Consider the following 19,232-nt stretch of genomic DNA (forward strand, 5'->3'; position numbering starts at 1 on the left):
GTGGTCCCGCAGGACCGGGGACGCACGAAGGAGTGGTCGGTGGACGCGGTTCTGGGCTTGTCGGTGACACCGTCTGCCGTCGGCCTGGTGCTCGTCGAGGGTCAGGACGCCGACGGCGCGACCCTCGACGGCCTGGGGTTCGACGTCGACGACGGCGGTTCCGGGAGCGCACTGCGGACCTGCGAGCAGGCGGCGGCTGCGGTGTTGCGCACCGAGGCGAACGCTGCTGACCGGGGTCACCGGGTTCGCTCCATCGGAGTGACCTGGAGCGATGACGCCGACGCCGAGGCGTCGCTGCTGCTGAAGTCGCTGAGCGATTCCGGATTCGACAACATCGTCCCGGTGCGGCTGTCCGAGGCCACCGACGCGCTGGCCCGCGGTATCGCCGAGGTCGCCGGTTACCCGACCACCGCAGTCTGCGTCATCGAACCCGAGCAACTCCTCACCCTGGTCGTGCAGACCCAGCAAGGCGCGGTGCAGACCGCGGTCAATCACAACGTTGTGACCGAAGAGGATCTGGTCGGCTGGTTGAGCGCGGTGTTCACCAAGGCCGACTGGGCACCCGAAGCGCTGGTATTGGTCGGTTCCGCCGAGGATCTCGACGGGCTGCGGCCCGTGCTCGAGGATGCGCTCTCGGTGCCGGTGTACACCCCCGCCGAAGCGCAGCTGGCACTGGCACGCGGCGCTGCGCTGGCGTGCGCGCAGAACGGCAGGTTGCGCCTCGACCGTGAAGACGGCGACGTCCGTGCGGTTGCGCCCGGGCGCCGCGCCCGCCGACTCGTGCAGACGGGGCCGGCAGCGGTGCTGGCCGCCGCGCTAGTCACGTTCGTGGCCTCCGCGTCCGCCGCGCTGGCGCTGCAGGCCGCCCCCGAGCGGCCCGCACCGACGTCCCGCCCCGCCGGCACCTCCGCCCAGACGCCGGTCGCGATTAGGGGGCCGGTGCCGGCGCCGCCCCTGCCGGCGGCCCCTGTCGTGGACGTGGCAGCGGTGCCTGCACCTGAGGCGCCGGCCATACCGCTTCCGCAGGCCGAACCCGAGGCCGCGCCGGCCCTTGAGGCCCTGCCGCTCCCCGACGCCGCACCGGCGCCACCCGAAGGCACTGTCGCACCGCCCCCACTGGCCGCACCGCAGCCGCCCGTCGGCCTTGCACCGCCCGCGCCGGCCCCGGAGTTGGTCCCGCCGCCGGTACCGGAGGAACGCCCGGGAATCCTGCAGCGGATCCGGGAGCGGCTCTCCGGAGGTGGCGACGACCAGCAGCAACCGGCCGTCGTACCCCCGCCGCCCGCCGTACCCCCGCCGCCGCCGTAGCGCCCACGGGCACCCGGGACCGGCAACGCTTACTCTCGCTGTGGTGAGTCCGCCCGTCGCGCCGCCCGGACCCTCGATCCTGCGCACCACGCTGCGGGTGGCGATCGTCGCCTCCGTGGTGGCGGCCGTGGCCGTGGTCGCGATGACCTCGGAGTGGGGGGTGTGGTGGCGCCTGGTCACGTTCACCTACCAGGCCAACCTCCTCGCCGCCGGCTACTACCTGTGGACGTTGCTGTCACCGCGCGCCGATGCCCGGGTGGGTCTGCGGGGCGCCGTGGTGCTCTACGTGGTGATGGCGGGAGCGGTGTGGAACCTGTTTCTCACCGGCCACAGCATGGGCTACACCCCGGCCAATTTTCTGCTGCACGTCGTGGTGCCGGGGCTGGCGCTGACCGATTGGCTGCTCGTCGGCCGGGGGACCGCCAGGGTGTCGTGGTGGCAACCCGTGGCCTGGCTGGCCTACCCCGCCGCCTATCTGGCTCTGGCGCTGCTGGTGCTCAACGAGCTCGGTCGGCGCGCACCCTATTACTTTCTCGATCCCGCCACCGTCGGGACGGCGACGGTGGCCCTGAACGTGGTTGGACTGGCCGGCGGTGTGCTCGTGATGGGGTACGCGTTGCTGGCCGCGCACCGCGCCACGACCGCGGTCGGCGTCGACGGGCCATGAAACATTCCGACGTGGGAGTTCGATAGTCAGACTGAGGCATTGTGAGACCGATTGTGAAACCCACCCCGAACCCCCCGTGCGACCAGCGTGTCTGCGCCGAACGAGGACGATAACTAGGATGGCACTGTGGCGAGCGCCCCTCTGCAGCAAACGCATCGATGGCGGGTGGCCGTGCGTCGGCTGACTGCGTTGGCCGGCTCGGTCGCCGTTCTCACCGGACTGTCGCTGGGTGGGCCGATCGCGACGGGGTGGGCGGGATCGGCCGTCCCGGATTCGGTCGCGAGTGTGTCGCCCGCGGCGGGGCAGACCGTCGGTGTGGCCCATCCGGTGACCGTGGCGTTCACCGGCGCGGTCGCCGATCGGCGCGCTGCCGAGAGGGCGATCAGCGTCGCGCCGGCAACCGCCCCGGCACCGGTAGCAGGCTCGTTCACCTGGCTCGACGATCACGTCGTGGAATGGACCCCCGCGGAGTTCTTCCCGGCGCACTCGCCGATCAACGTCTCGGTCGGCGGATTCAAGACCAGCTTCCAGACCGGTTCGTCGGTGGTCGGCGTCGCCGACATCAGCGCGTACACGTTCACCGTGAGCATCGACGGGGAGATCGCCCGCCAGATGCCCGCCTCGATGGGCAAGGCCAAGTTCCCCACCCCGGTCGGGCGGTTCACGGCGCTGAGCAAAGAGCGCAATGTCACCTTCGACTCCCGCACCATCGGGATACCTCTCGACGATCCCGAGGGTTACCTGATCAAGGGGGAGTACGGCATCCGCGTCACCTGGGGCGGTGTCTACGTCCACTCGGCGCCGTGGTCGGTGGGCTCCCAGGGGTACGCCAACGTCAGCCACGGGTGCATCAACCTCAGCCCCGACAACGCCGCCTGGTACTTCAACACCGTGCGGGTGGGTGACCCGATCATCGTGCAGGCCTGAACGACGATCAGCAGTTGGTCTCGATCCTGAACTTCGCCGTGGCCTTGTTCATCTGGTCATCGGTGAAGGTGCCGTCCGCGGTGCCGGTGATCGTGTAGCTGCCGTCAGCCCCTTCCACCTCGGCGTCCCCGATGTTGTCGGCCCAGTAGGTCCCGGTGAAACCGCCGACATCGCGGAACTCCACGGACTTCGGCGTCACCGAGCCGCCCGTTTCCAGGACCGCGGTGAAGCCGTTGTCGTCCTGCGGCGTCTCGATGTACCACGACCACCCCGATTGACGACAGCGCACCGGTTGCGCCCCGCCGGTGTTGGTGCCGTCGATGGTGACCGTGGCCGTGGTGCCGCCCAGCGCCGGTTCCGGTGCCGAGCAGCCGGCCGCGCCCAAGATGGCGATGCCGCCGACGGCGGCCGCGATGAAGTGTCGGTTCTCCATGGCGCCCGACTCTATGCGCTGCAGCGGCCGATTCCAGCCGAAATGCCGGGGTGATCACCGGTTGGCCTACCGACCGGCCCCGCGCAGGGCGGCTGCGGTGGCATCGTCGGCCGGCAGGAACGCTTCGATGCTGAGTTCCGCCGCGGTGAGATCCAGCGCGGTGCCGAACGTCGTCACCATGCTCAGAAACCGCAGCCGCCTGCCGTCCGGTGTCGCCAGCTCGAGCGGCACCGCGACCCCTCCCAGATTCGGGCTGTTCTCGAACCCTCCTGGGTACGATTCGATTTCGGCAAGGAGCTCGGCGAGCTGAGCGGAGCCGCCCGCAGCGACCTCACGACGCAGCCGGTCGATCAGATGGGTCCGCCACTGCGCGAGATTGGCGATCCGGGGCGCCAGGCCGTCGGGGTGCAACGCGATGCGCAGCGCGTTGGGCCGTTCGAGCAGATGCGCGGCGACCCCGTCGAGCAACACCCCGGCGCCGGGATTGGCCGTGACGATCCGCCAGCCCTTGTCGACGACCACGCAGGGGTAGGGGTCGAAGGCGTCCAGCACCCTGCCCACGCCGGCCCGTACCGCGGCCATGTCCGGTGCGTCCAGAGTCCGTTCGGCGTACACCGGGGCCAGCCCCGCCGCCACCAGCAGCTGGTTCTGGTCTCGCGCAGGCACGTCCAGCACGGTGGCCAACCGCAGCACCATCGCCCTGCTGGCGTTGGAACGGCCGGTCTCGACGAAGCTGACGTGCCGAGCCGAGACACCGGCTTCCACGGCGAGATCCAACTGGCTCAGCCGGCGCCGTAGACGCCAGGCACGGATCAACGCACCGAACGTCGCGGGCGGTTCGCACTGCCCGGCCGGCGTTGTCATGGGGATCAGTGTGCCCCCGCGGCCGGCGCCCGACCACTACCTCTCAGGTAATTGCGCCGCTTACCTGTGCGGGGGACCGTGGAGGTATGACCACAAAACGCGGTGTGACGACATCGGCAACGGTGGCGGCGGCACCGGCACCACCCATCCCGCGGTGGCTGCGCGTGGTGTTGATCTGCGACCGCGCGGGCTCGGCGTGGTACATCGGCGCCGGGTTCTTCTTCGCACCCGTGCTCGCGGTGGTCTCACCCTGGCCGCTGCTCACCACGGTGGCGTGGGCCGCCATCGGGCTGGCCGGACTGTGGCTCGCACTCCTGGGCGTCGCGATGGCCACCGGGCTGGCGATCGTGCTGAGGTCGAACGCCGAGATCCCCGAGGACTATTGGCGTTCCATCATCGAGTATCCGCGGGCTACTGGTGCTGCACCGGGCAGCCCGACTGCCCGGTGTAGTCGACCTGCCAGTGTTTGATGCCGTTGAGCCAACCCGACCTCAGACGTTCGGGGGTGCCGACCGCGGCGAGATCGGGCAGGTGGTCGGCGATCGCGTTGAACATCAGCTCGATCGTCATCCTGGCCAGGTTCGCCCCGACGCAGTAGTGGGCGCCGGTGCCGCCGAAGCCGACGTGCGGGTTGGGGTCTCGCAGGATGTTGAACGAGAACGGGTCGTCGAAGACCTCCTCGTCGAAATTCGCCGACCGGTAGGACATCACCACCCGCTGTCCCTTCTTGATGGGCACGCCTGAGAGTTCGTAGTCCTGCACCGCGGTGCGCTGGAACGACGTCACCGGCGTGGCCCACCGCACGATCTCGTCGACCGCGGTCACCGGACGTTCCCGCTTGTAGAGGTCCCACTGGTCGGGGTGCTCAGCCATCGCGATCATCCCGTGGGTGATCGAGTTGCGGGTGGTCTCGTTGCCGGCGACCGCCAACAACACCATGAAGAACCCGAACTCGTCGTCGGAGAGCTTGTGTCCGTCGACGTCGGCCTCGATCAGCTTGGTGACGATGTCCTCGCCCGGCTCCTTCGCCCGGATCGCCGCCAGCTGCATGGCGTACATGATGAGTTCGGTGGCGGCGTTGCGTCCGTCGTGGTGCGCGTACTCGGGGTCGTCGTCGGCAACCATCTGGTTGGACCAGTCGAAGATCTTCTTGCGATCCTCCAGCGGGATACCGATCAGACCCGCGATGGCCTGCAGCGGCAGTTCGCAGGACACCTGTTCGACAAAATCGCCGGTGCCCTCGGCGGCTGCGGCCTTGGCGATGTTCTGGGCTCGTTCGTTGAGATCGTCACGCAACCGTTCCACGGCCCGCGGGGTGAAACCCCTCGAGATGATCTTGCGCAGATGGGTGTGGTGCGGTGCGTCCATGTTCAGCAGGACGAACTTTCCGGTCTCGATCTGCTCTGCGGTGGACCCTTCCGGATACCGGGGTAGCGCCGTCTTCTCCAGGCTGGAGAACACGTCGCTGCGTTTGGAGATCTCCTTGACGTCGCGGTGCTTGGTCACCACCCAGTAGCCACCGTCACCGAAAGGGCCGGCCCCGCCGGCGGTCTGCTCGTTCCACCAGATCGGCGCGCAGCGACGCAACTCGGCGAGCTCGTCCACCGGCAACCGCTCTCGGTTGAGGTCGGGATCGGTGAAGTCGAATCCTGGCGGGAGGGTGGGAGTCGGCATGCGTTGGCTCCTAACCGTGGGGTGGCCGTACCGCATTGCTACACCACAGTCGGGCCTCGGCGAGACAACTTGCGCGAAGTGTGTACCCGGAAGTCCTTCCGGTGGACTCCACCGCCCCGCGGTGTAACGATTTCAGGGCCGCCGCAGATGCATCCAGTGAATAGCCGCGAAACCCGAAGGGGGCATCGGTGAAGTTCGGAATCGACGTGAAAATCGCTTCAATCGTCGGGGCTGCAGCGCTGGCCGCCCTGACCCTCACCGCGCCGGCCGCCCTGGCCGAGCCGGCCCCACCGGCACCGCCACTCCCGGTTCCGGCGCCCGCTCCCGCGGCGCCGCCGGCCCCGCTGGACGCCGAGGCTCCCGCGCAGGTGATCGCGACGGGTGCGGCCGACGCAGCCGTCGAGGCCGTTCCCCATCTGCCGAGCCCGGAGAACCTGCCCCCGGGCACCAGCGACGCCCCGGTGGCGCCCAGTCAGCCTCGGCTGACCTATCTGCGGGACCTGTGGCACGCCATGCAGACCCAGGAGGTCAGCGGCGGTGACGCGCTGCTGCTGCTGACACAGCGGCCCATGGTCGCCGACGCCACACCTCCTGCAGGCCTGCCCTTGGGTCCGCAGGCCCCGCTACCTGCCGCGCCGCCGCCACCCGCCGCGCCGCCGGCCAGCCCCTAGCCCGCGACCGCTGCCAGCGGCGCGGGTTCGATCCGCGCCGGTACGTGCTTGTGCCAGGGCGTCCCGGCGTAGGCATCACGCCACTGACTGGACGTGAGCGAGTTCGGTGCCACCCCGCGGCGGTGCTCGTGGCCGTCGCTGTCGGCGAAGTCGAGTCCGTAGCCGTTGGGTAGCGAGGCGTGGCCGGACATCATCGTGTCGCTGACCTCGACGGTCACCTCCGCTGCTCCCGCCGCTGTCGTGACCCGGGCGCGGCCACCGTGGGTGAGCCCGAGCATCTCCGCGTCCTCGACACTGACCCGCAGCGCTCCGTCGGTGTCGCGCTTGCGCCATGACGGGTCCCGGAAGATGTCGTTGGCGGTATACGCGCGACGCTCACCGGCCGACAGCACGATCGGGAACTCCGGCGACGTCAGACCCTCCGGCGCCGCTGCCAACCGCCGCACCTCGGCGATCATCTCCGGGATCTCCAGCGCGATCCTGCGGTCCGGATGGGAGATCAGCGCGAAGTCGTCCTCGTAGTCGTGGACGGTGAACGTGACACCGGAGCGACCTTCCAGAATCGCGTCGAACAATGCGTTGCCGTCGGCATGCCCGGCCCGCGCCACCGCCTCCGGATAGGTCATCGCCGCCTTCTGCGCCAGCCCCCACAGCGCCGCCGCCCCACCGAGCCCGTCGGGCAACGTCGGACCCAGGGTCTCGTACAGCACGAACGGCAACACCTTTCCCAGCGCGGGGTTGGCGCCGACGGCCTGGAGAAACGCCTCGGTGAACGCCGCACGTCCCGACTCGGCCGCGCGGCGCAGCGGAATCAGTTCGGCCTCGTCGACAACCCCCAGGGCGCGCATCAGACGTGCCCAGATCTCGGGCTCGGGCAGTGTCCCGGGCAGCGGTTCCAGCAGTCGGTGCCGCAGATGGAAGGTGTTGTGCGGGAACTCCAGGTTGAAGAACGTCGCCTCGACCTTCTCGAACTGCGTCGCCGCGGGCAGGACGTAGTGCGCCAGCCGGGCCGTCTCCGTCATCGCCACGTCGATGACGACGAGCAGCTCGAGCTCGGCGAACGCCCGGGCCACCGCGTGCGAGTCCGCCACCGAGTGCGCCGGATTGCTGCTCTCCACGATCATCGCGCGGAACCTGTCGGGGTGGTCGGTCAGAATCTCCTCTGGCACGACGTTGCTCGGAACCAGACCCCCGATGATCGGCGCACCGGTCACCGGGGTGCGGCCGACGCCACCGGACCGGAACAACGGCGCGAACGACGAATGCAGATGCTGGCCACCACGTTTGGCGAAGTTCCCGGTCAGGATCCACAGCATCTTGTCGAGGTACGAGCACAGGGTGCTGTTGGGCGCCTGCTGAACGCCGAGGTCCTCGAACACCGCGACGCTGCCGGCCGTGCCGATGCGGCGCGCCGCGGCACGCAGTAGGTCTTCGTCGACGCCACAACGCTGCGCGTATTCACCGACCGGCACCTCCCCGAGGACCTCCCGCACCGCGCCGACGCCGGTGACGTGATCGGCGAGAAACGCCTCGTCGCACAGATTCTCCTGGACCAGCACGCCGGCAAGGGCCGCCAGGCACCATGCGTCGGTGCCCGGCCGGACCCGAAGGTGGAAGTCGGCCATCTTCGCTGTGTCGGTGATCACCGGGTCGATCACCACCATCGACCGCGTCGGGTCCTTGGAGATCTCGTTGAGCACCACCCGGGCCCGCGGAAAGCTCTGCGACATCCACGGGTTCTTGCCGACGAACACCGACACCTCGGCATGCTCGAACTCGCCACGGGTGTGGTTGCCGTACAACTGGGCGTCGATCCAGTGCTCGCCGGTCTTCTCCTGCGCCAGCGCATTTGAACGGTAGTGCGAACCGAGCGCCTTGAGGAATGCGCCGCTGTAGGCACCGCCGAGGTGGTTGCCCTGTCCGCCGCCTCCGTAGTAGAAGATCTTGTCGCCGCCGTGGGTGTCGGCGACCGCCCGGAACCCGGCGGCGATCTCGGAAACCGCGGTGTCCCAGTCGACTTCTTCGAAGGCGCCGTCCGGCCGCCGGCGCATGGGGGAGGTCAGGCGGGCGTGGTTGTTCTGGTAGTGGTCGAGGCGCAACGCCTTGTTGCAGGTGTAGCCGCGCGAGGCAGGATGGTCCTTGTCGCCGCGGATCCGGGCCAGGGTGCGGCCCTCGCGCTGAACCACGATGCCGCAGTTGCATTCACACAAGATGCACGCCGTGGGCTGCCAGGTGCCGGGTTGGTCGGTCATCACTGTGTTCTCTTTCGTCCGGTGGGTGAGGTCTGGGCACCGATCAGCGACCGGAGCTGCGCGTGCACGGTGTCGAGGGGCTCGAGGTCGCGCGAGGCCCGCGCGATGACAAGGGCCCCTTCGAACGAGGACAGCACCATCAGCGCCAGCGCGCCGGCCTGCTGCGCGGGCACCCCGTCGGCGATCAGCCGCTGCCGAATAACGTCCCGCCAGCGGGCGAAGGCTGCGGCGGCCCGCTCGATCACGGGCTTCGCCTGGTCGGGTTTGGCCGGGTCACCGGCTTCGACGGCCACCGCAACCACCGGACAGCCGGCACGAAAGTCACTGCGCTGCAATTGCTTACGATACTCCGTAAACAGTTCGTCGAGCCCGTCGAGGGCCGAGGGCGCCGCGTCGAGCCTGGTGGCCATGTACTCGCCGGCGTAGTCGACCGCCTCACAGAGCAACTGCGTGCGTCCGCCGGGGAAGTAGTGATACGCCGACCCTCGGGGCGCTCCGCTGTGCGCGAGAACGTCGGCTATGGCGGTCGGATGCGCACCTCGTTCCCGGATCAACAGTGCCGCCGAGACGACCATGCGTTCACGTGGGCTAGCCACTTCGGGGACCGCCTTCCTGCGCTCTATGTATGCAACCCTACATAATCTGGAGCCACAAGTGAAGAGATGCTGAGCAGGGGCGGCCGGCTCGAGGCCGGCGGTGTCGGTGTGGTTGGTCCGCGCCGGCGCAGGGCCAGCGCGACCAACTACTCCGGAATCACACGCTGGCGGCCTCGTTGAGCTCGTTGAGGGTGTTGGTCGCCTCGAGGTATTCCTGCACCCAGCGTTCGATGACGGTCGAGGTCTTCTCCACCTTCTCGAACTGTCCGACGACCTGGCCGACGGGGTTGAACGCGACGTCGACGGTCTCGTTCGGGTACTTGTGTGTCGCGGCGACGGCGAGACCCGAAACCATGAACTGGAGCGGCATCCCGAGCGGCTTCGGGTTGTCCGGGTTCTCCCAGGCGTCGGTCCAGTCGTTGCGCAGCATCCGGGCCGGCTTGCCGGTGAACGAACGGCTCCGCACGGTGTCACGGCTGCCCGCCTTGACGTAGGCCGCCTGCTGCACCGGGGTGTTCTCGGCTTCCTCGACCATCAGCCACTGCGAGCCGGTCCACGCGCCCTGGGTGCCCAGCGCCAGCGCGGCAGCGATCTGCTGTCCGCTACCGATGCCGCCCGCGGCCAGCACCGGCACCGGGGCGACCTCCTTGACGACCTGCGGCCACAGCACGATGGAGCCGACCTCGCCGCTGTGCCCACCGGCCTCGCCGCCCTGGGCGATGATGATGTCGACACCCGCGTCGGCGTGCTTGCGCGCCTGACTGGGTGAGCCACACAACGCGGCCACCTTGCGACCCTCGGCGTGGATGTGCTCGATCATGTCCTTCGGCGGGGTGCCCAGCGCGTTGGCGATCAGCGTCATCTTCGGGTGCTTGAGCGCGACCTCGACCTGCGGGGTCGCGGTGGCCTCGGTCCAGCCGAGCAGCTGCAGCGTGCTCTCGTTGTCCTCGGCGGTGAGCGGAACGCCGTGGTCGGTCAGGATCTTCTTCGCAAAGTCGAGGTGTTCCTGCGGGACCATGTCCTGGAGCATCTTCGACAGCTCGTCGGCGGACAGGTTCGCGTCCATGCCCTCGTACTTGTTGGGGATGACGATGTCGACGCCGTAGTTGTGGTCACCGATGTGCTCGTCGATCCAGTTCAGTTCGATCTCGAGTTGCTCCGGACTGAACCCGACCGCGCCGAGCACACCGAAGCCGCCGGCCTTGCTGACCGCCACCACCACGTCACGGCAGTGGGTGAAGGCGAAGATGGGGAACTCGATGCCGAGCTGATCGCACAGGGGAGTATGCATAGTTCGCTCCTGGTGGGCCGATAGGCACGTTCACGACAAAACTGAAACGTGTTCTACTTTAGTACACCACGGCGGACACCGAGAATGCCCCTGCCCGTCGGCGACATCCGCAGCACCGGCCAGCCCTGGTCGGCGGCCGTGGCAGCCAGGCCGCGGCGGGGGTTCACCGGCCGCGGGTGCCCGACCAGAGCCATCAACGCGGCGTCCTCGTCTCCGTCTGCGTAGAAGTAACTGCGATTCAGGTCGACAGCGCTGGTCGCGCAGAATTCCTGGACCGCTGCAGCCTTCTGCCTGCCCCAGATGACGGGTTCGGTGATGCGACCGGTCAGCCGGCCCGCGTCGTCTACGTCGAAGTGGTTGCACAGCACGTGGTCGATCTCGAGAAAGCGGGCGACCGGTTCGGCGTGGATCGTCAGCGCCGAGGAACTGAGCACCACCGTGTGGCCGCGCCGCTGGTGGGCCAGCACGATCTGGCGCATCGCCGGGTACACCCGCGAGCGCACCCGTTCACCGAACAGGCGTTCCCCGACGTCGTCGAGTTCCGCCAACGACTCCCCGTGCAGATAACCGGCGGCACGCACGAGTAGCCGCTCGAAGTGCATTCGGCCGAACCGGTAGCGCATGGACGCCTCGATCACGCCCAGCACCTCGCCGATTCGCGCCTGACGACGACGAATACGGTCGCCGGCGTGGGCGGTCGCGGTGAAACCGTCGACCAGGGTGCCGTCGAGGTCGAAGAAGGCACCGATCCCCGGACCCGGCGGACTCGCATCGATCTGCGTGACGGGATCTACCCGGTCCGCGGCGTCAGCGCTCAAAGATCCGCTCCTCGTCCAGAGATCTGCGAGATGGAAAGATGGCTGTCAAGCGCTGTCAAGGGCTCCCACGCAGGGTGGACACACCATGCTACGGGCGTTGTCGGCGGTCCTGGTTTAATCTGTGGCCGGATCGGAGCAGACGATCACGGTAGTTTGGTCTTGCCGGGTTCAGGATGCAGCCTGCGCGAGCGGCACTGATCAGTGCTCTCGCTGTATGCGTGGAGCGGCCTGACATGGAAGGTGAACCTTGGACGAGCAATCAACCGAAGAGACAACCGGTACTTTTGGGGCGACATCTTCATCGAACTGTGTCGTGACCGAGCGATGGATCAACCGCGTCGCCGTCGTCTCGGTGTCCGGTGTCGTCGACATGCTCACCTCGCCCCAGCTGGAGACCGCGATCGACAGTGCCCTCGGACAGCGGCCGGCCGGTGTGGTGATCGACTTCACCGAGGTCGAGTTCCTCGCATCCGCCGGGATGGGTGTCCTGGTCGCGGCACACGACAAGGCCGGCTCGGAGGTGTCCTTCAGCGTCGTCGCCGACGGCCCGGCCACCAGCCGGCCCCTCAAACTGGTGGGCATCGCCGACATCGTCAGCCTGTTCCCGAACCTCGACGAAGCCCTTGCCGCCCATCAGACGTAGAAAAGCCGCGTAGGAACGTGATTTCCGGGGTAGCCACCGACTGCCATGATCGATCCCATGCCGCCGACTGAGGTAGCCAACTCAGAACGGTTCGAGCGATTCGGGCTCGAAGCCGACGCCCAGGCGGTGTCCCGGACCCGCCAGGAATTCGCGCAGTGGCTGCAGCGGTTCTTCGATCTGGATGCCGTACGGTGCAGCGATCTGGTGCTGGCGATCAACGAAGCTCTGGCCAACGCCGCAGAGTTCGCCTACCGGCTGGCCGACACCCCCGGCACCATGGATATCCAGGCGACCTACCACCCGGCCGAACAGAAGCTGTCGGTGGAGATCTGCGACCGCGGCACCTGGCGGCCACGGCAGACCGATCCGGCGCCTCGTACCCGGGGCCGCGGCATCCCGTTGATGGAGACGCTGTCCGACCGCTCGGCGATCGAGACGTCCACGGAAGGCACCCGGGTGCGGCTCGAATGGAACGGGATCGGTCGACGCTGATCGATCACAGTCGCCGGTAGACACCCTTGCCGGTCACCAGGGGCAGGTCGAGCGTGGTCCGGATGCCGGGTTCAGAGGCGATGACGTCGGGGATGGCGTTGACGATCCTGCCGGCCGCCGCCAGGATCGCCGCATAGTTGTGGTCGCCGTTGCGGCTGGTCGGCGCGATGTCCATGACGTACGAGGGCTCGCCGGTGATCTCCACCCGGTAAGACCCGCCTTCCTGGGCCGGCTGCGCCCAGTCCGGCCGCAGGTCCCCGCGCAGCCGCGTCACATGTTCGACGACGATCACCGGGTCACCGTCGACGACCCCCTCGATCTGGAAGCGCACCGCTGCCACGGTGCCCTTCTTGATGGTGCCGACCGCGACGTCGAAGTCCTCCGGTGCGGGTTCCTGCTCGACGGAGTCCCTGATCTCGTCCAGGTCCACGCCCAGACCTGCTGCGAGCTGACGGATTGCCACGCCCCAGGCCGAACTGAGCATCCCGGGCTGATAGAGAAACGGCAGGTCGCCGAGCTGATTGCCGAATCCCATCACGTCGAACATCACCGTGGCTCCGTCATAGGTGGCGTAGTCGGCGATCTCCATGGTGCGGATCTGCTGGATGCTCTGACAGGTGCCTGCCAGCGCCAGCGGCAGCAGGTCGGTGACGAACCCGGGATCGACCCCGGTGATGAACAAGCTCGCATCGCCTTGCCGCGCTGCGGCTTCCACCCGCTCGATGGTCTTGTCGGGGATCACGCCCCACGGGTATTCGAGGAAGCCGGGAGACGAACCGACGACGTTGATGCCCGCCTCGAGGAGTCCGCGGACATCGGCCAGCGCCTCGCGTGGACGCACGTCTCCCATCGCGCAGTAGACGGCGCAGTCGGGGGCGGCCGCGATGATCGCATCCAAGTCGTTGACGGCGATCACGCCCGTCGTCACGTCCAGGCGCGCCAACTCACCGGCGTCCTTGCCGATCTTGGCCTCCGAGGAGACCCACACTCCGGTCAGGTCGAAGCGGGCGTCTTCGATGAGCTGACGCAGCGCCAGGCTGCCGCAGTTGCCGGTACCGATGAGCGCCACACGAATACCCATGGCGAGCAGTATGCGGTCTGAATTCAGAAATTGAAACAGGTTCTAGTTTCTTCGTGGCCGTGCGGTAATCTGTCGCCCCATGGGACGCGTGGACGGAAAAGTGGCACTCATCAGCGGCGGTGCGCAGGGAATGGGCGCCGAAGACGCCCGGGCGCTCGTCGCTGAAGGCGCCAAGGTTGTCATCGGCGACATCCTCGACGACAAGGGCAAGGAACTGGCCGACGAGATCAACGCCACCACACCTGATTCCGCGCGGTACGTGCACCTCGACGTCACCCAGGCCGAGGATTGGGACTCGGCAGTCGCCACCGCGGTCAGCGAATTCGGCAAGCTCAACGTCCTCGTCAACAACGCGGGCACGGTCGCGCTCGGCCTCATCGGGCAGTTCGACATGGCGAAGTGGCAGAAGGTCATCGACGTCAACCTCACCGGCACGTTCCTGGGCATGCAGGCCTCGGTCGAGGCGATGAAGGCCGCCGGCGGAGGCTCGATAATCAACGTGTCCTCGATCGAGGGGCTGCGCGGTGCCATCATGGTGCACCCGTATGTGGCGTCCAAGTGGGCGGTGCGCGGACTGACCAAGTCGGCGGCTCTGGAGCTCGGCGCCCACCAGATCCGCGTCAACTCGATCCACCCCGGGTTCATCCGGACGCCGATGACCAAACACTTCCCCGACAACATGCTGCGCATCCCGCTGGGACGCCCGGGGCAGCCCGAAGAGGTCGCCACCTTCGTGGTGTTTCTGGCCAGTGACGAATCTCGGTACTCCACCGGCGCCGAGTTCGTCATGGACGGCGGCCTGGTCAACGACGTCCCCCACAAATAGGGACCCGCAGTTCGAGGCGGCCGCCGCCTCGAGCCATGCCTCGAGCCATGCGTAGTGTCGTGTTCCGTGAGCGCACGGGCGGGGATCGTGGTGACGGGGACCGAGGTCCTCACCGGACGCGTCCAGGACCGTAACGGCCCTTGGCTCGCCGACCGGCTTCTCGAGTTGGGCGTGGAACTGCGCCACATCACGCTGTGTGGCGACCGTCCCGCCGACATCGAGGCCCAGCTGCGGTTCCTCGCAGGCGAGGGCGTCGATCTCATCGTCACCAGCGGCGGTCTCGGCCCGACGGCCGATGACATGACCGTGGAGGTCGTCGCCCGATTCTGCGACCGGGACCTGGTCCTCGACCAGGCGCTCGACGCCCGGATCGGTGAGATCGTCCTGGGCTTGATGAAGCGGCGCACCGGCGGCCAGACCCTCGATGCCGAGGCGGTGCGCGCCGCCAACCGCAAACAGGCGATGGTGCCGACCGGCGCGGTCGTGCTGGACCCGGTCGGCACCGCGCCCGGCGTGGTGATCGCAGGCACGCCCACCGTGGTGGTGCTGCCCGGCCCGCCGCGCGAGCTGCAGCCGATGTGGCAGGCGGCCGTCGCCACCGAGGCCGTGCAGAACGCGATCGCCGGCCGGACGCAGTACCGGCAACAGACAGTGCGGATGTTCGGGCTTCCCGAGTCCGGGTTGGCCGACACGCTGCGCGACGCCGAGCGGGCCGTCTCGGGTTTCGACCGGTTGGAGATCACCACCTGCCTGCGGCGGGGCGAACTGGAGATCGTCACCCGGTACGAACCGCAGGATGCGGGCGCCTACTCCGACCTGCTGGTGGTGCTTCGTGAGCGGCACGCCCGCGAGATCTTCTCCGAGGACGGTGCCCTGGTCGATGACCAGGTCGCCGGGTTGCTCGACGGCCGCAGCATCGCCACCGCCGAGTCATGCACCGCGGGGTTGCTGGCCGCCAGGCTGACCGAGCGGCCCGGCTCGTCTGCCTACGTCGCCGGGGGCGTGGTGACCTACTCCAACGCAGCCAAGGCCGAGGTGCTCGGGGTCGATGCCACGCTGATCGAGACGCACGGCGCGGTCTCCGAGCCGGTGGCCGAGGCGATGGCGCTGGCGGCGCTGCAGCGCTTCGGCGCCGACACCGCGGTGGCGATCACCGGGGTGGCCGGGCCCGGGGGTGGCACCGCGACCAAACCGGTGGGCACGGTGTGCTTTTCGGTGGCGCTGGCCGACGGCACCGCGCTGACGCGGACGTTGACCCTGCCCGGCAACCGGACCGATGTCCGGGAACGCTCGACGACGGTGGCCATGCATCTGCTTCGACGCACGCTGACCGGCAGGGGATAGGGTGGCCCCTGACAAGGAGGGATCATCGATGGTTGACACCGACGACCGGCAGACGATTTCGGCGATCGCCGAGCAGGCGGGGTGGAATCACCGTGTCACCGATCGCAGCGACTACTTCAACAAGGGTGTGGTGCGAGTGCACATCGTCTGGCGCGGGGACGCCGCGATCAGCGGCGGCACGCTCTACCACGACGACTTCCTGCAGACCTACAGCCGGGATCTGCCGACGGTGCGCGGCTGGTTGAAGCGCTGACGAACGTCGGTCACCTGCGGGCGTCGGTGCCCTCGAAGGCGTCCCACATCTCGTTCATGGTGGTCATGATCGCCTCGGCTTCGCCCAGCCCACCCAGGTGACTCTCGCCGGGCAGCGGGTAGAGCTCGGCATCCGGCAGCATCGCGACCACATGCTGGCCGTGGGAGTACGGCACGATGTGGTCGCAGTCGCCGTGCCACCAACGCACCGGGACCTTGACCTCGTCCAGGCGGAACCCCCAGTCGCGGGCGAACACCACGACGTCGGCGAACGGTGCGGACAGTTGTTTGCGGCTGCCGTTGAGCAGGTCGTCGAGGAACATCGCCTTGAACTCCGGCCTCACCAGTAACCGGCGGTCGCCCTCCGGGGAGATGCTGGCGTACAGGTACAGGGCAGGTTCGGCGATCGGCTTGATCAGCCGGATCATTCCGGTGGCGACGATGCTCAGCGGCGTCCCGGCCTTCTCGAGCACCGGGGCCACCGGAAGGCCGACGTTGCCCATCAGCCCGCCGCCGATGCCGTCGCTGCCCCGGGTCGGCGCGACACCGCCGAGCACCCCGACGGCGACCACCCGCTCGGGCATGGCGGCCGCGCAGCCCAGCGTGTACGGACCGCCCCCGGACAAGCCGATGATCTCCATCTTGTCGATACCCAGGGTGTCGGCGATGGTGCGCAGGTCGTCGGCGAAGTCGATGACGCTCGCGTACTCGTGCGGTGTCGACGAGCCGATGCCGGGTCGGTCGACACCGATCAACCGGATGCGGTTGTGCTCGGCGTAGAGGCGCGCCTCGACGGGGATCTGCCGGCGCGCGCCGGGGGTACCGTGCAGCCAGAAGATCGCCCTGCCCTGGGGGTCACCGAACTCGGCGAAGCCGATGCGACGGTCGGAGCCGACGGCGACATTGCCCTCGAGCTTGGGACGGGCGATCTCGACAGACATGAGCAAAGTGTCCCACGCGGGCGTCCGCAGCCGATTCGCTACGGCGACAATGGACGCTCGGTGCGGGGTATCCATGACGCGTTCCTGCGGCCGGCGGGAGCCGGCAACTCAGCCGACGGCCGCGCCGTACCCGATAGCGCCGACGAACAGCACCATGGCGCACACCACCAGGGTGCCGACGGCGACCGGCCACCCGGTCTTGCGTGAGGCCAGCAGCACGATCGTCAACACCATGCCGGTCAGCCCGATGCCGGCCGCGGCGAGAAGCGACAGGAACACCGCGTTGACCGCGCCGTCCACACTGCACGTCGCGGGCGGGCAGTGGTCCAGGAACGCCAGCGAGAACAGTCCGAAGAACGCGGCCGCGGCGCCCAGCAACACCGTCAGCGTCAACGCGGCGATGGAGACCGCCAGGTCCACACCCGACCGTGGCGGCCGAGTGGGTGGTGGGTAGCCGGGGTGCACCACGACGTCAGACCTCCCGGGAGTGCAGCGCTTCGGGGGGCACTTCGTGGTCACGGCGTCCTGCGTGCACTGCCGAGTCGACGATCGCGAGAGCGATCAGGATGTCTGCGGTGGTGATGAACAGACCCCACCAGTACATCCACCGCAGGGTGGGGTCGGGCTGGGCGGTGAAGTACACGATCAGAAAGATCGGGCCGACGATCCCGAACACCAACGTCATCGCCTGGATACGCAGATACAGCCGAAGTGTGGACATCAACAGAAGTGTCGTGGCAGCAACCGCGCACGTCAACGCTTCGCGGAAGCGCTCGCGGCGTCCCGGGTGAACGCTGTTTGATGAGACGACCTAACCTTATCGTCGGCGTCAATTGCAGACCCGTTGAACCCGACGAACGGATTTTGACACATGCCCCGAATCATGCGCTTCACCCGCGCGGCCGCGGCGATGGTGATCGCGGTGTCGGCGTTTGCCGGCGGAATCGGTGTCTCCGCTGCGTCGGCCGACGCAGCGGAGACCTTCCTGCCGTTCTCCCAGGCCCTGCGGCGGTGTGACTTCAGCGAGATGCAGTACGTCGGCGGCACCGGTTACGCACGGGCGACCGCGCAGGTGCGCACCGACGGCGCGGACGTTGTCGCTGACGTCCAGATCGCCACCGGCAGACCCGACACCCGCTACGAGGTGCGGCTGATTCAGGCACCCCGCACGTCGGCGGTGCCCTGCAATGCCGGGGACACCGGGGTGACCGGCGGCGTGATGATCACTGACGACGCAGGCGGCGCGCGCATCACGCTGCGCGGACCCACCATGTCGGGGGCCACCGGCGCCTGGTTGATGATCACCCGGCCCAGCGCCCACTCACAGATTCCGGCCGAGTTCTACACCACCGACACGATCGCGGCATTCTGAGGCAGCTGCCGGCCGATAGGTCAGGCAGGCACGAGGACGGTCAAGTGATCACCGCGCCGCTGCACGCGCATCTCGGCACGACGGGCCACCGCCGCCACGGCGGCCGCGTCCGCCGGCTCGGATCGGCTCGCCGACAACGCACGGGCCAGCCGGCCCTTGTGCGACTTGTTGAAATGACTCACCACGGTGCGCCGCCCGTCGGCATGCTCGGCGACCACCTCGACGGTCACCGCACCGGGCACCGCGGCCAGGGCGGCGTAGGAACCCGAGCGCAGGTCGACGACCAATTCGTGTTCGGCGATCGCATCCAGGACCGGTTCGAGCGAGGGTCGCCAACGAGCGGCGAGCGTCGGCCGTCCGGGCAGCCGCGAGTTCGCCGAGAGCCGGTAGGCCGGGATCCGATCGTCGGCGCGCACCAGCCCGAACAGTGCCGAGACCACGGCCAGTCGCGACCGTGACCGGGCAGCCGCGGCGCCCCGCAGCGAGCCGACGTCCAGGGCGTCGTAGAGCACGCCCGTGTAGCGGTCGATCGCCGGCATCGTCGGCGCCGTGCGCAGCGCCGCGTTGCGGTCGATCTCGGCATCCTGGCGGGCCGAGACGCCCAGTGCCCGCCTGCTCGCGTCCCGATCCGCCGCCAGCGCGACCAGTTCACCGACCAACTCGGCGCGCAGCGGACGCAGGGCGGGCGAACTCAGCGTGTCCAGCGACAGGGCCGGGCCGTCTCCGCCGTCTCGTTTGGTCTCCGACGGGGGCAGCAACACGATCACGGGTCAGACGCTA

23 protein-coding genes are annotated in these 19,232 nt (G+C 68.5%); 11 read left to right on the plus strand and 12 right to left on the minus strand.

Annotation, left to right across the window (positions count from 1 at the left end):
* The first annotated feature begins 39 nt into the window (after positions 1 to 39).
* From G6N53_RS19550 to G6N53_RS19560, 3 genes are all read left to right on the plus strand, one after another.
* Complete coding sequence (locus G6N53_RS19550) at positions 40 to 1,308, plus strand: DUF7159 family protein (protein ID WP_163891142.1); 1,269 nt, start codon at positions 40 to 42, stop codon at positions 1,306 to 1,308.
* 43 nt (positions 1,309 to 1,351) lie between these two features.
* Complete coding sequence (locus tag G6N53_RS19555; protein ID WP_163891144.1) at positions 1,352 to 1,975, plus strand: Pr6Pr family membrane protein; 624 nt, start codon at positions 1,352 to 1,354, stop codon at positions 1,973 to 1,975.
* A gap of 126 nt (positions 1,976 to 2,101) precedes the next feature.
* On the plus strand, positions 2,102 to 2,902 hold the full coding sequence (locus G6N53_RS19560) for a L,D-transpeptidase (protein WP_371870841.1): 801 nt from the start codon (positions 2,102 to 2,104) through the stop codon (positions 2,900 to 2,902).
* A 7-nt stretch (positions 2,903 to 2,909) separates the two neighbouring features.
* Here G6N53_RS19560 and G6N53_RS19565 read toward each other — a convergent pair whose 3' ends face one another.
* Both G6N53_RS19565 and G6N53_RS19570 read right to left on the minus strand, forming a co-directional pair.
* Positions 2,910 to 3,335, minus strand: coding sequence for a lipoprotein LpqH (locus G6N53_RS19565; protein ID WP_163891146.1), 426 nt, complete (start codon positions 3,333 to 3,335; stop codon positions 2,910 to 2,912).
* A 66-nt stretch (positions 3,336 to 3,401) separates the two neighbouring features.
* Positions 3,402 to 4,199 (minus strand): helix-turn-helix domain-containing protein, encoded by a 798-nt coding sequence (locus G6N53_RS19570; RefSeq protein WP_163891148.1) that lies wholly within the window; start codon positions 4,197 to 4,199, stop codon positions 3,402 to 3,404.
* An 86-nt stretch (positions 4,200 to 4,285) separates the two neighbouring features.
* Between G6N53_RS19570 and G6N53_RS19575 the strand changes: the two genes are divergently transcribed.
* Complete coding sequence (locus tag G6N53_RS19575) at positions 4,286 to 4,669, plus strand: hypothetical protein (RefSeq protein WP_163891150.1); 384 nt, start codon at positions 4,286 to 4,288, stop codon at positions 4,667 to 4,669.
* Here G6N53_RS19575 and G6N53_RS19580 read toward each other — a convergent pair.
* The gene (locus tag G6N53_RS19580; protein WP_163891152.1) at positions 4,611 to 5,873 is read right to left on the minus strand and encodes a cytochrome P450; all 1,263 of its coding nucleotides are present in this window, start codon (positions 5,871 to 5,873) and stop codon (positions 4,611 to 4,613) included. The genes G6N53_RS19575 and G6N53_RS19580 overlap by 59 nt on opposite strands.
* A gap of 206 nt (positions 5,874 to 6,079) precedes the next feature.
* On the opposite strand from G6N53_RS19580, the gene G6N53_RS19585 reads away from it, so the two are divergent.
* Entirely contained in the window at positions 6,080 to 6,544 is a 465-nt protein-coding gene (locus tag G6N53_RS19585) for a hypothetical protein (protein ID WP_308494824.1), read from the plus strand.
* Here the strand turns inward: G6N53_RS19585 and G6N53_RS19590 are convergent.
* From G6N53_RS19590 to G6N53_RS19605, 4 genes are all read right to left on the minus strand, one after another.
* The gene (locus tag G6N53_RS19590; RefSeq protein ID WP_163891156.1) at positions 6,541 to 8,796 is read right to left on the minus strand and encodes a molybdopterin-dependent oxidoreductase; all 2,256 of its coding nucleotides are present in this window, start codon (positions 8,794 to 8,796) and stop codon (positions 6,541 to 6,543) included. The genes G6N53_RS19585 and G6N53_RS19590 overlap by 4 nt on opposite strands.
* Complete coding sequence (locus G6N53_RS19595; protein ID WP_163891158.1) at positions 8,796 to 9,392, minus strand: TetR/AcrR family transcriptional regulator; 597 nt, start codon at positions 9,390 to 9,392, stop codon at positions 8,796 to 8,798. Before G6N53_RS19595 ends, G6N53_RS19590 begins: the two co-directional genes overlap by 1 nt.
* Positions 9,393 to 9,549: 157 nt before the next feature.
* Complete coding sequence (locus G6N53_RS19600; protein WP_163891160.1) at positions 9,550 to 10,683, minus strand: nitronate monooxygenase; 1,134 nt, start codon at positions 10,681 to 10,683, stop codon at positions 9,550 to 9,552.
* A 53-nt stretch (positions 10,684 to 10,736) separates the two neighbouring features.
* Positions 10,737 to 11,501, minus strand: coding sequence for an HAD family hydrolase (locus G6N53_RS19605; RefSeq protein ID WP_163891162.1), 765 nt, complete (start codon positions 11,499 to 11,501; stop codon positions 10,737 to 10,739).
* Between the two features lie 247 nt (positions 11,502 to 11,748).
* On the opposite strand from G6N53_RS19605, the gene G6N53_RS19610 reads away from it, so the two are divergent.
* Together G6N53_RS19610 and G6N53_RS19615 are read left to right on the plus strand one after the other, a co-directional pair.
* Positions 11,749 to 12,144 (plus strand): STAS domain-containing protein, encoded by a 396-nt coding sequence (locus G6N53_RS19610; protein WP_163891164.1) that lies wholly within the window; start codon positions 11,749 to 11,751, stop codon positions 12,142 to 12,144.
* Between the two features lie 45 nt (positions 12,145 to 12,189).
* Complete coding sequence (locus G6N53_RS19615; RefSeq protein ID WP_163891166.1) at positions 12,190 to 12,636, plus strand: ATP-binding protein; 447 nt, start codon at positions 12,190 to 12,192, stop codon at positions 12,634 to 12,636.
* Positions 12,637 to 12,640: 4 nt separating this feature from the next.
* Here the strand turns inward: G6N53_RS19615 and G6N53_RS19620 are convergent, their stop codons facing one another.
* Complete coding sequence (locus G6N53_RS19620) at positions 12,641 to 13,717, minus strand: NAD(P)H-dependent amine dehydrogenase family protein (RefSeq protein ID WP_163891167.1); 1,077 nt, start codon at positions 13,715 to 13,717, stop codon at positions 12,641 to 12,643.
* 79 nt (positions 13,718 to 13,796) lie between these two features.
* On the opposite strand from G6N53_RS19620, the gene G6N53_RS19625 reads away from it, so the two are divergent.
* The 3 genes from G6N53_RS19625 (at position 13,797) to G6N53_RS19635 (ending at position 16,140) form a co-directional block, all read left to right on the plus strand.
* On the plus strand, positions 13,797 to 14,543 hold the full coding sequence (locus tag G6N53_RS19625; RefSeq protein WP_163891168.1) for a glucose 1-dehydrogenase: 747 nt from the start codon (positions 13,797 to 13,799) through the stop codon (positions 14,541 to 14,543).
* Positions 14,544 to 14,609: 66 nt separating this feature from the next.
* Complete coding sequence (locus G6N53_RS19630; RefSeq protein ID WP_163891169.1) at positions 14,610 to 15,887, plus strand: competence/damage-inducible protein A; 1,278 nt, start codon at positions 14,610 to 14,612, stop codon at positions 15,885 to 15,887.
* Between the two features lie 28 nt (positions 15,888 to 15,915).
* Positions 15,916 to 16,140: a hypothetical protein gene (locus G6N53_RS19635; protein WP_163891170.1), complete on the plus strand. Its 225-nt coding sequence runs from the start codon at positions 15,916 to 15,918 to the stop codon at positions 16,138 to 16,140.
* Positions 16,141 to 16,150: 10 nt separating this feature from the next.
* On the opposite strand, the gene G6N53_RS19640 is transcribed toward G6N53_RS19635, so the two are convergent.
* The 3 genes from G6N53_RS19640 to G6N53_RS19650 form a co-directional block, all read right to left on the minus strand.
* Positions 16,151 to 17,080 carry an alpha/beta fold hydrolase gene (locus G6N53_RS19640; protein ID WP_163891171.1) on the minus strand — a complete coding sequence of 310 codons (930 nt, stop codon included), beginning with the start codon at positions 17,078 to 17,080 and terminating at the stop codon, positions 16,151 to 16,153.
* A 108-nt stretch (positions 17,081 to 17,188) separates the two neighbouring features.
* On the minus strand, positions 17,189 to 17,548 hold the full coding sequence (locus G6N53_RS19645; RefSeq protein ID WP_163891172.1) for a hypothetical protein: 360 nt from the start codon (positions 17,546 to 17,548) through the stop codon (positions 17,189 to 17,191).
* A gap of 4 nt (positions 17,549 to 17,552) precedes the next feature.
* Positions 17,553 to 17,801, minus strand: coding sequence for a hypothetical protein (locus tag G6N53_RS19650; protein WP_163891173.1), 249 nt, complete (start codon positions 17,799 to 17,801; stop codon positions 17,553 to 17,555).
* Positions 17,802 to 17,951: 150 nt separating this feature from the next.
* Between G6N53_RS19650 and G6N53_RS19655 the strand changes: the two genes are divergently transcribed.
* Positions 17,952 to 18,452, plus strand: coding sequence for a hypothetical protein (locus G6N53_RS19655; RefSeq protein ID WP_163891174.1), 501 nt, complete (start codon positions 17,952 to 17,954; stop codon positions 18,450 to 18,452).
* 20 nt (positions 18,453 to 18,472) lie between these two features.
* Here the strand turns inward: G6N53_RS19655 and yaaA are convergent, their stop codons facing one another.
* Positions 18,473 to 19,219 (minus strand): peroxide stress protein YaaA, encoded by a 747-nt coding sequence (yaaA, locus tag G6N53_RS19660; protein WP_163891176.1) that lies wholly within the window; start codon positions 19,217 to 19,219, stop codon positions 18,473 to 18,475.
* Between the last annotated feature and the right edge of the window lie 13 nt (positions 19,220 to 19,232).

This window comes from Mycolicibacterium hippocampi, assembly GCF_010723735.1.
GTDB lineage: Bacteria > Actinomycetota > Actinomycetes > Mycobacteriales > Mycobacteriaceae > Mycobacterium > Mycobacterium hippocampi.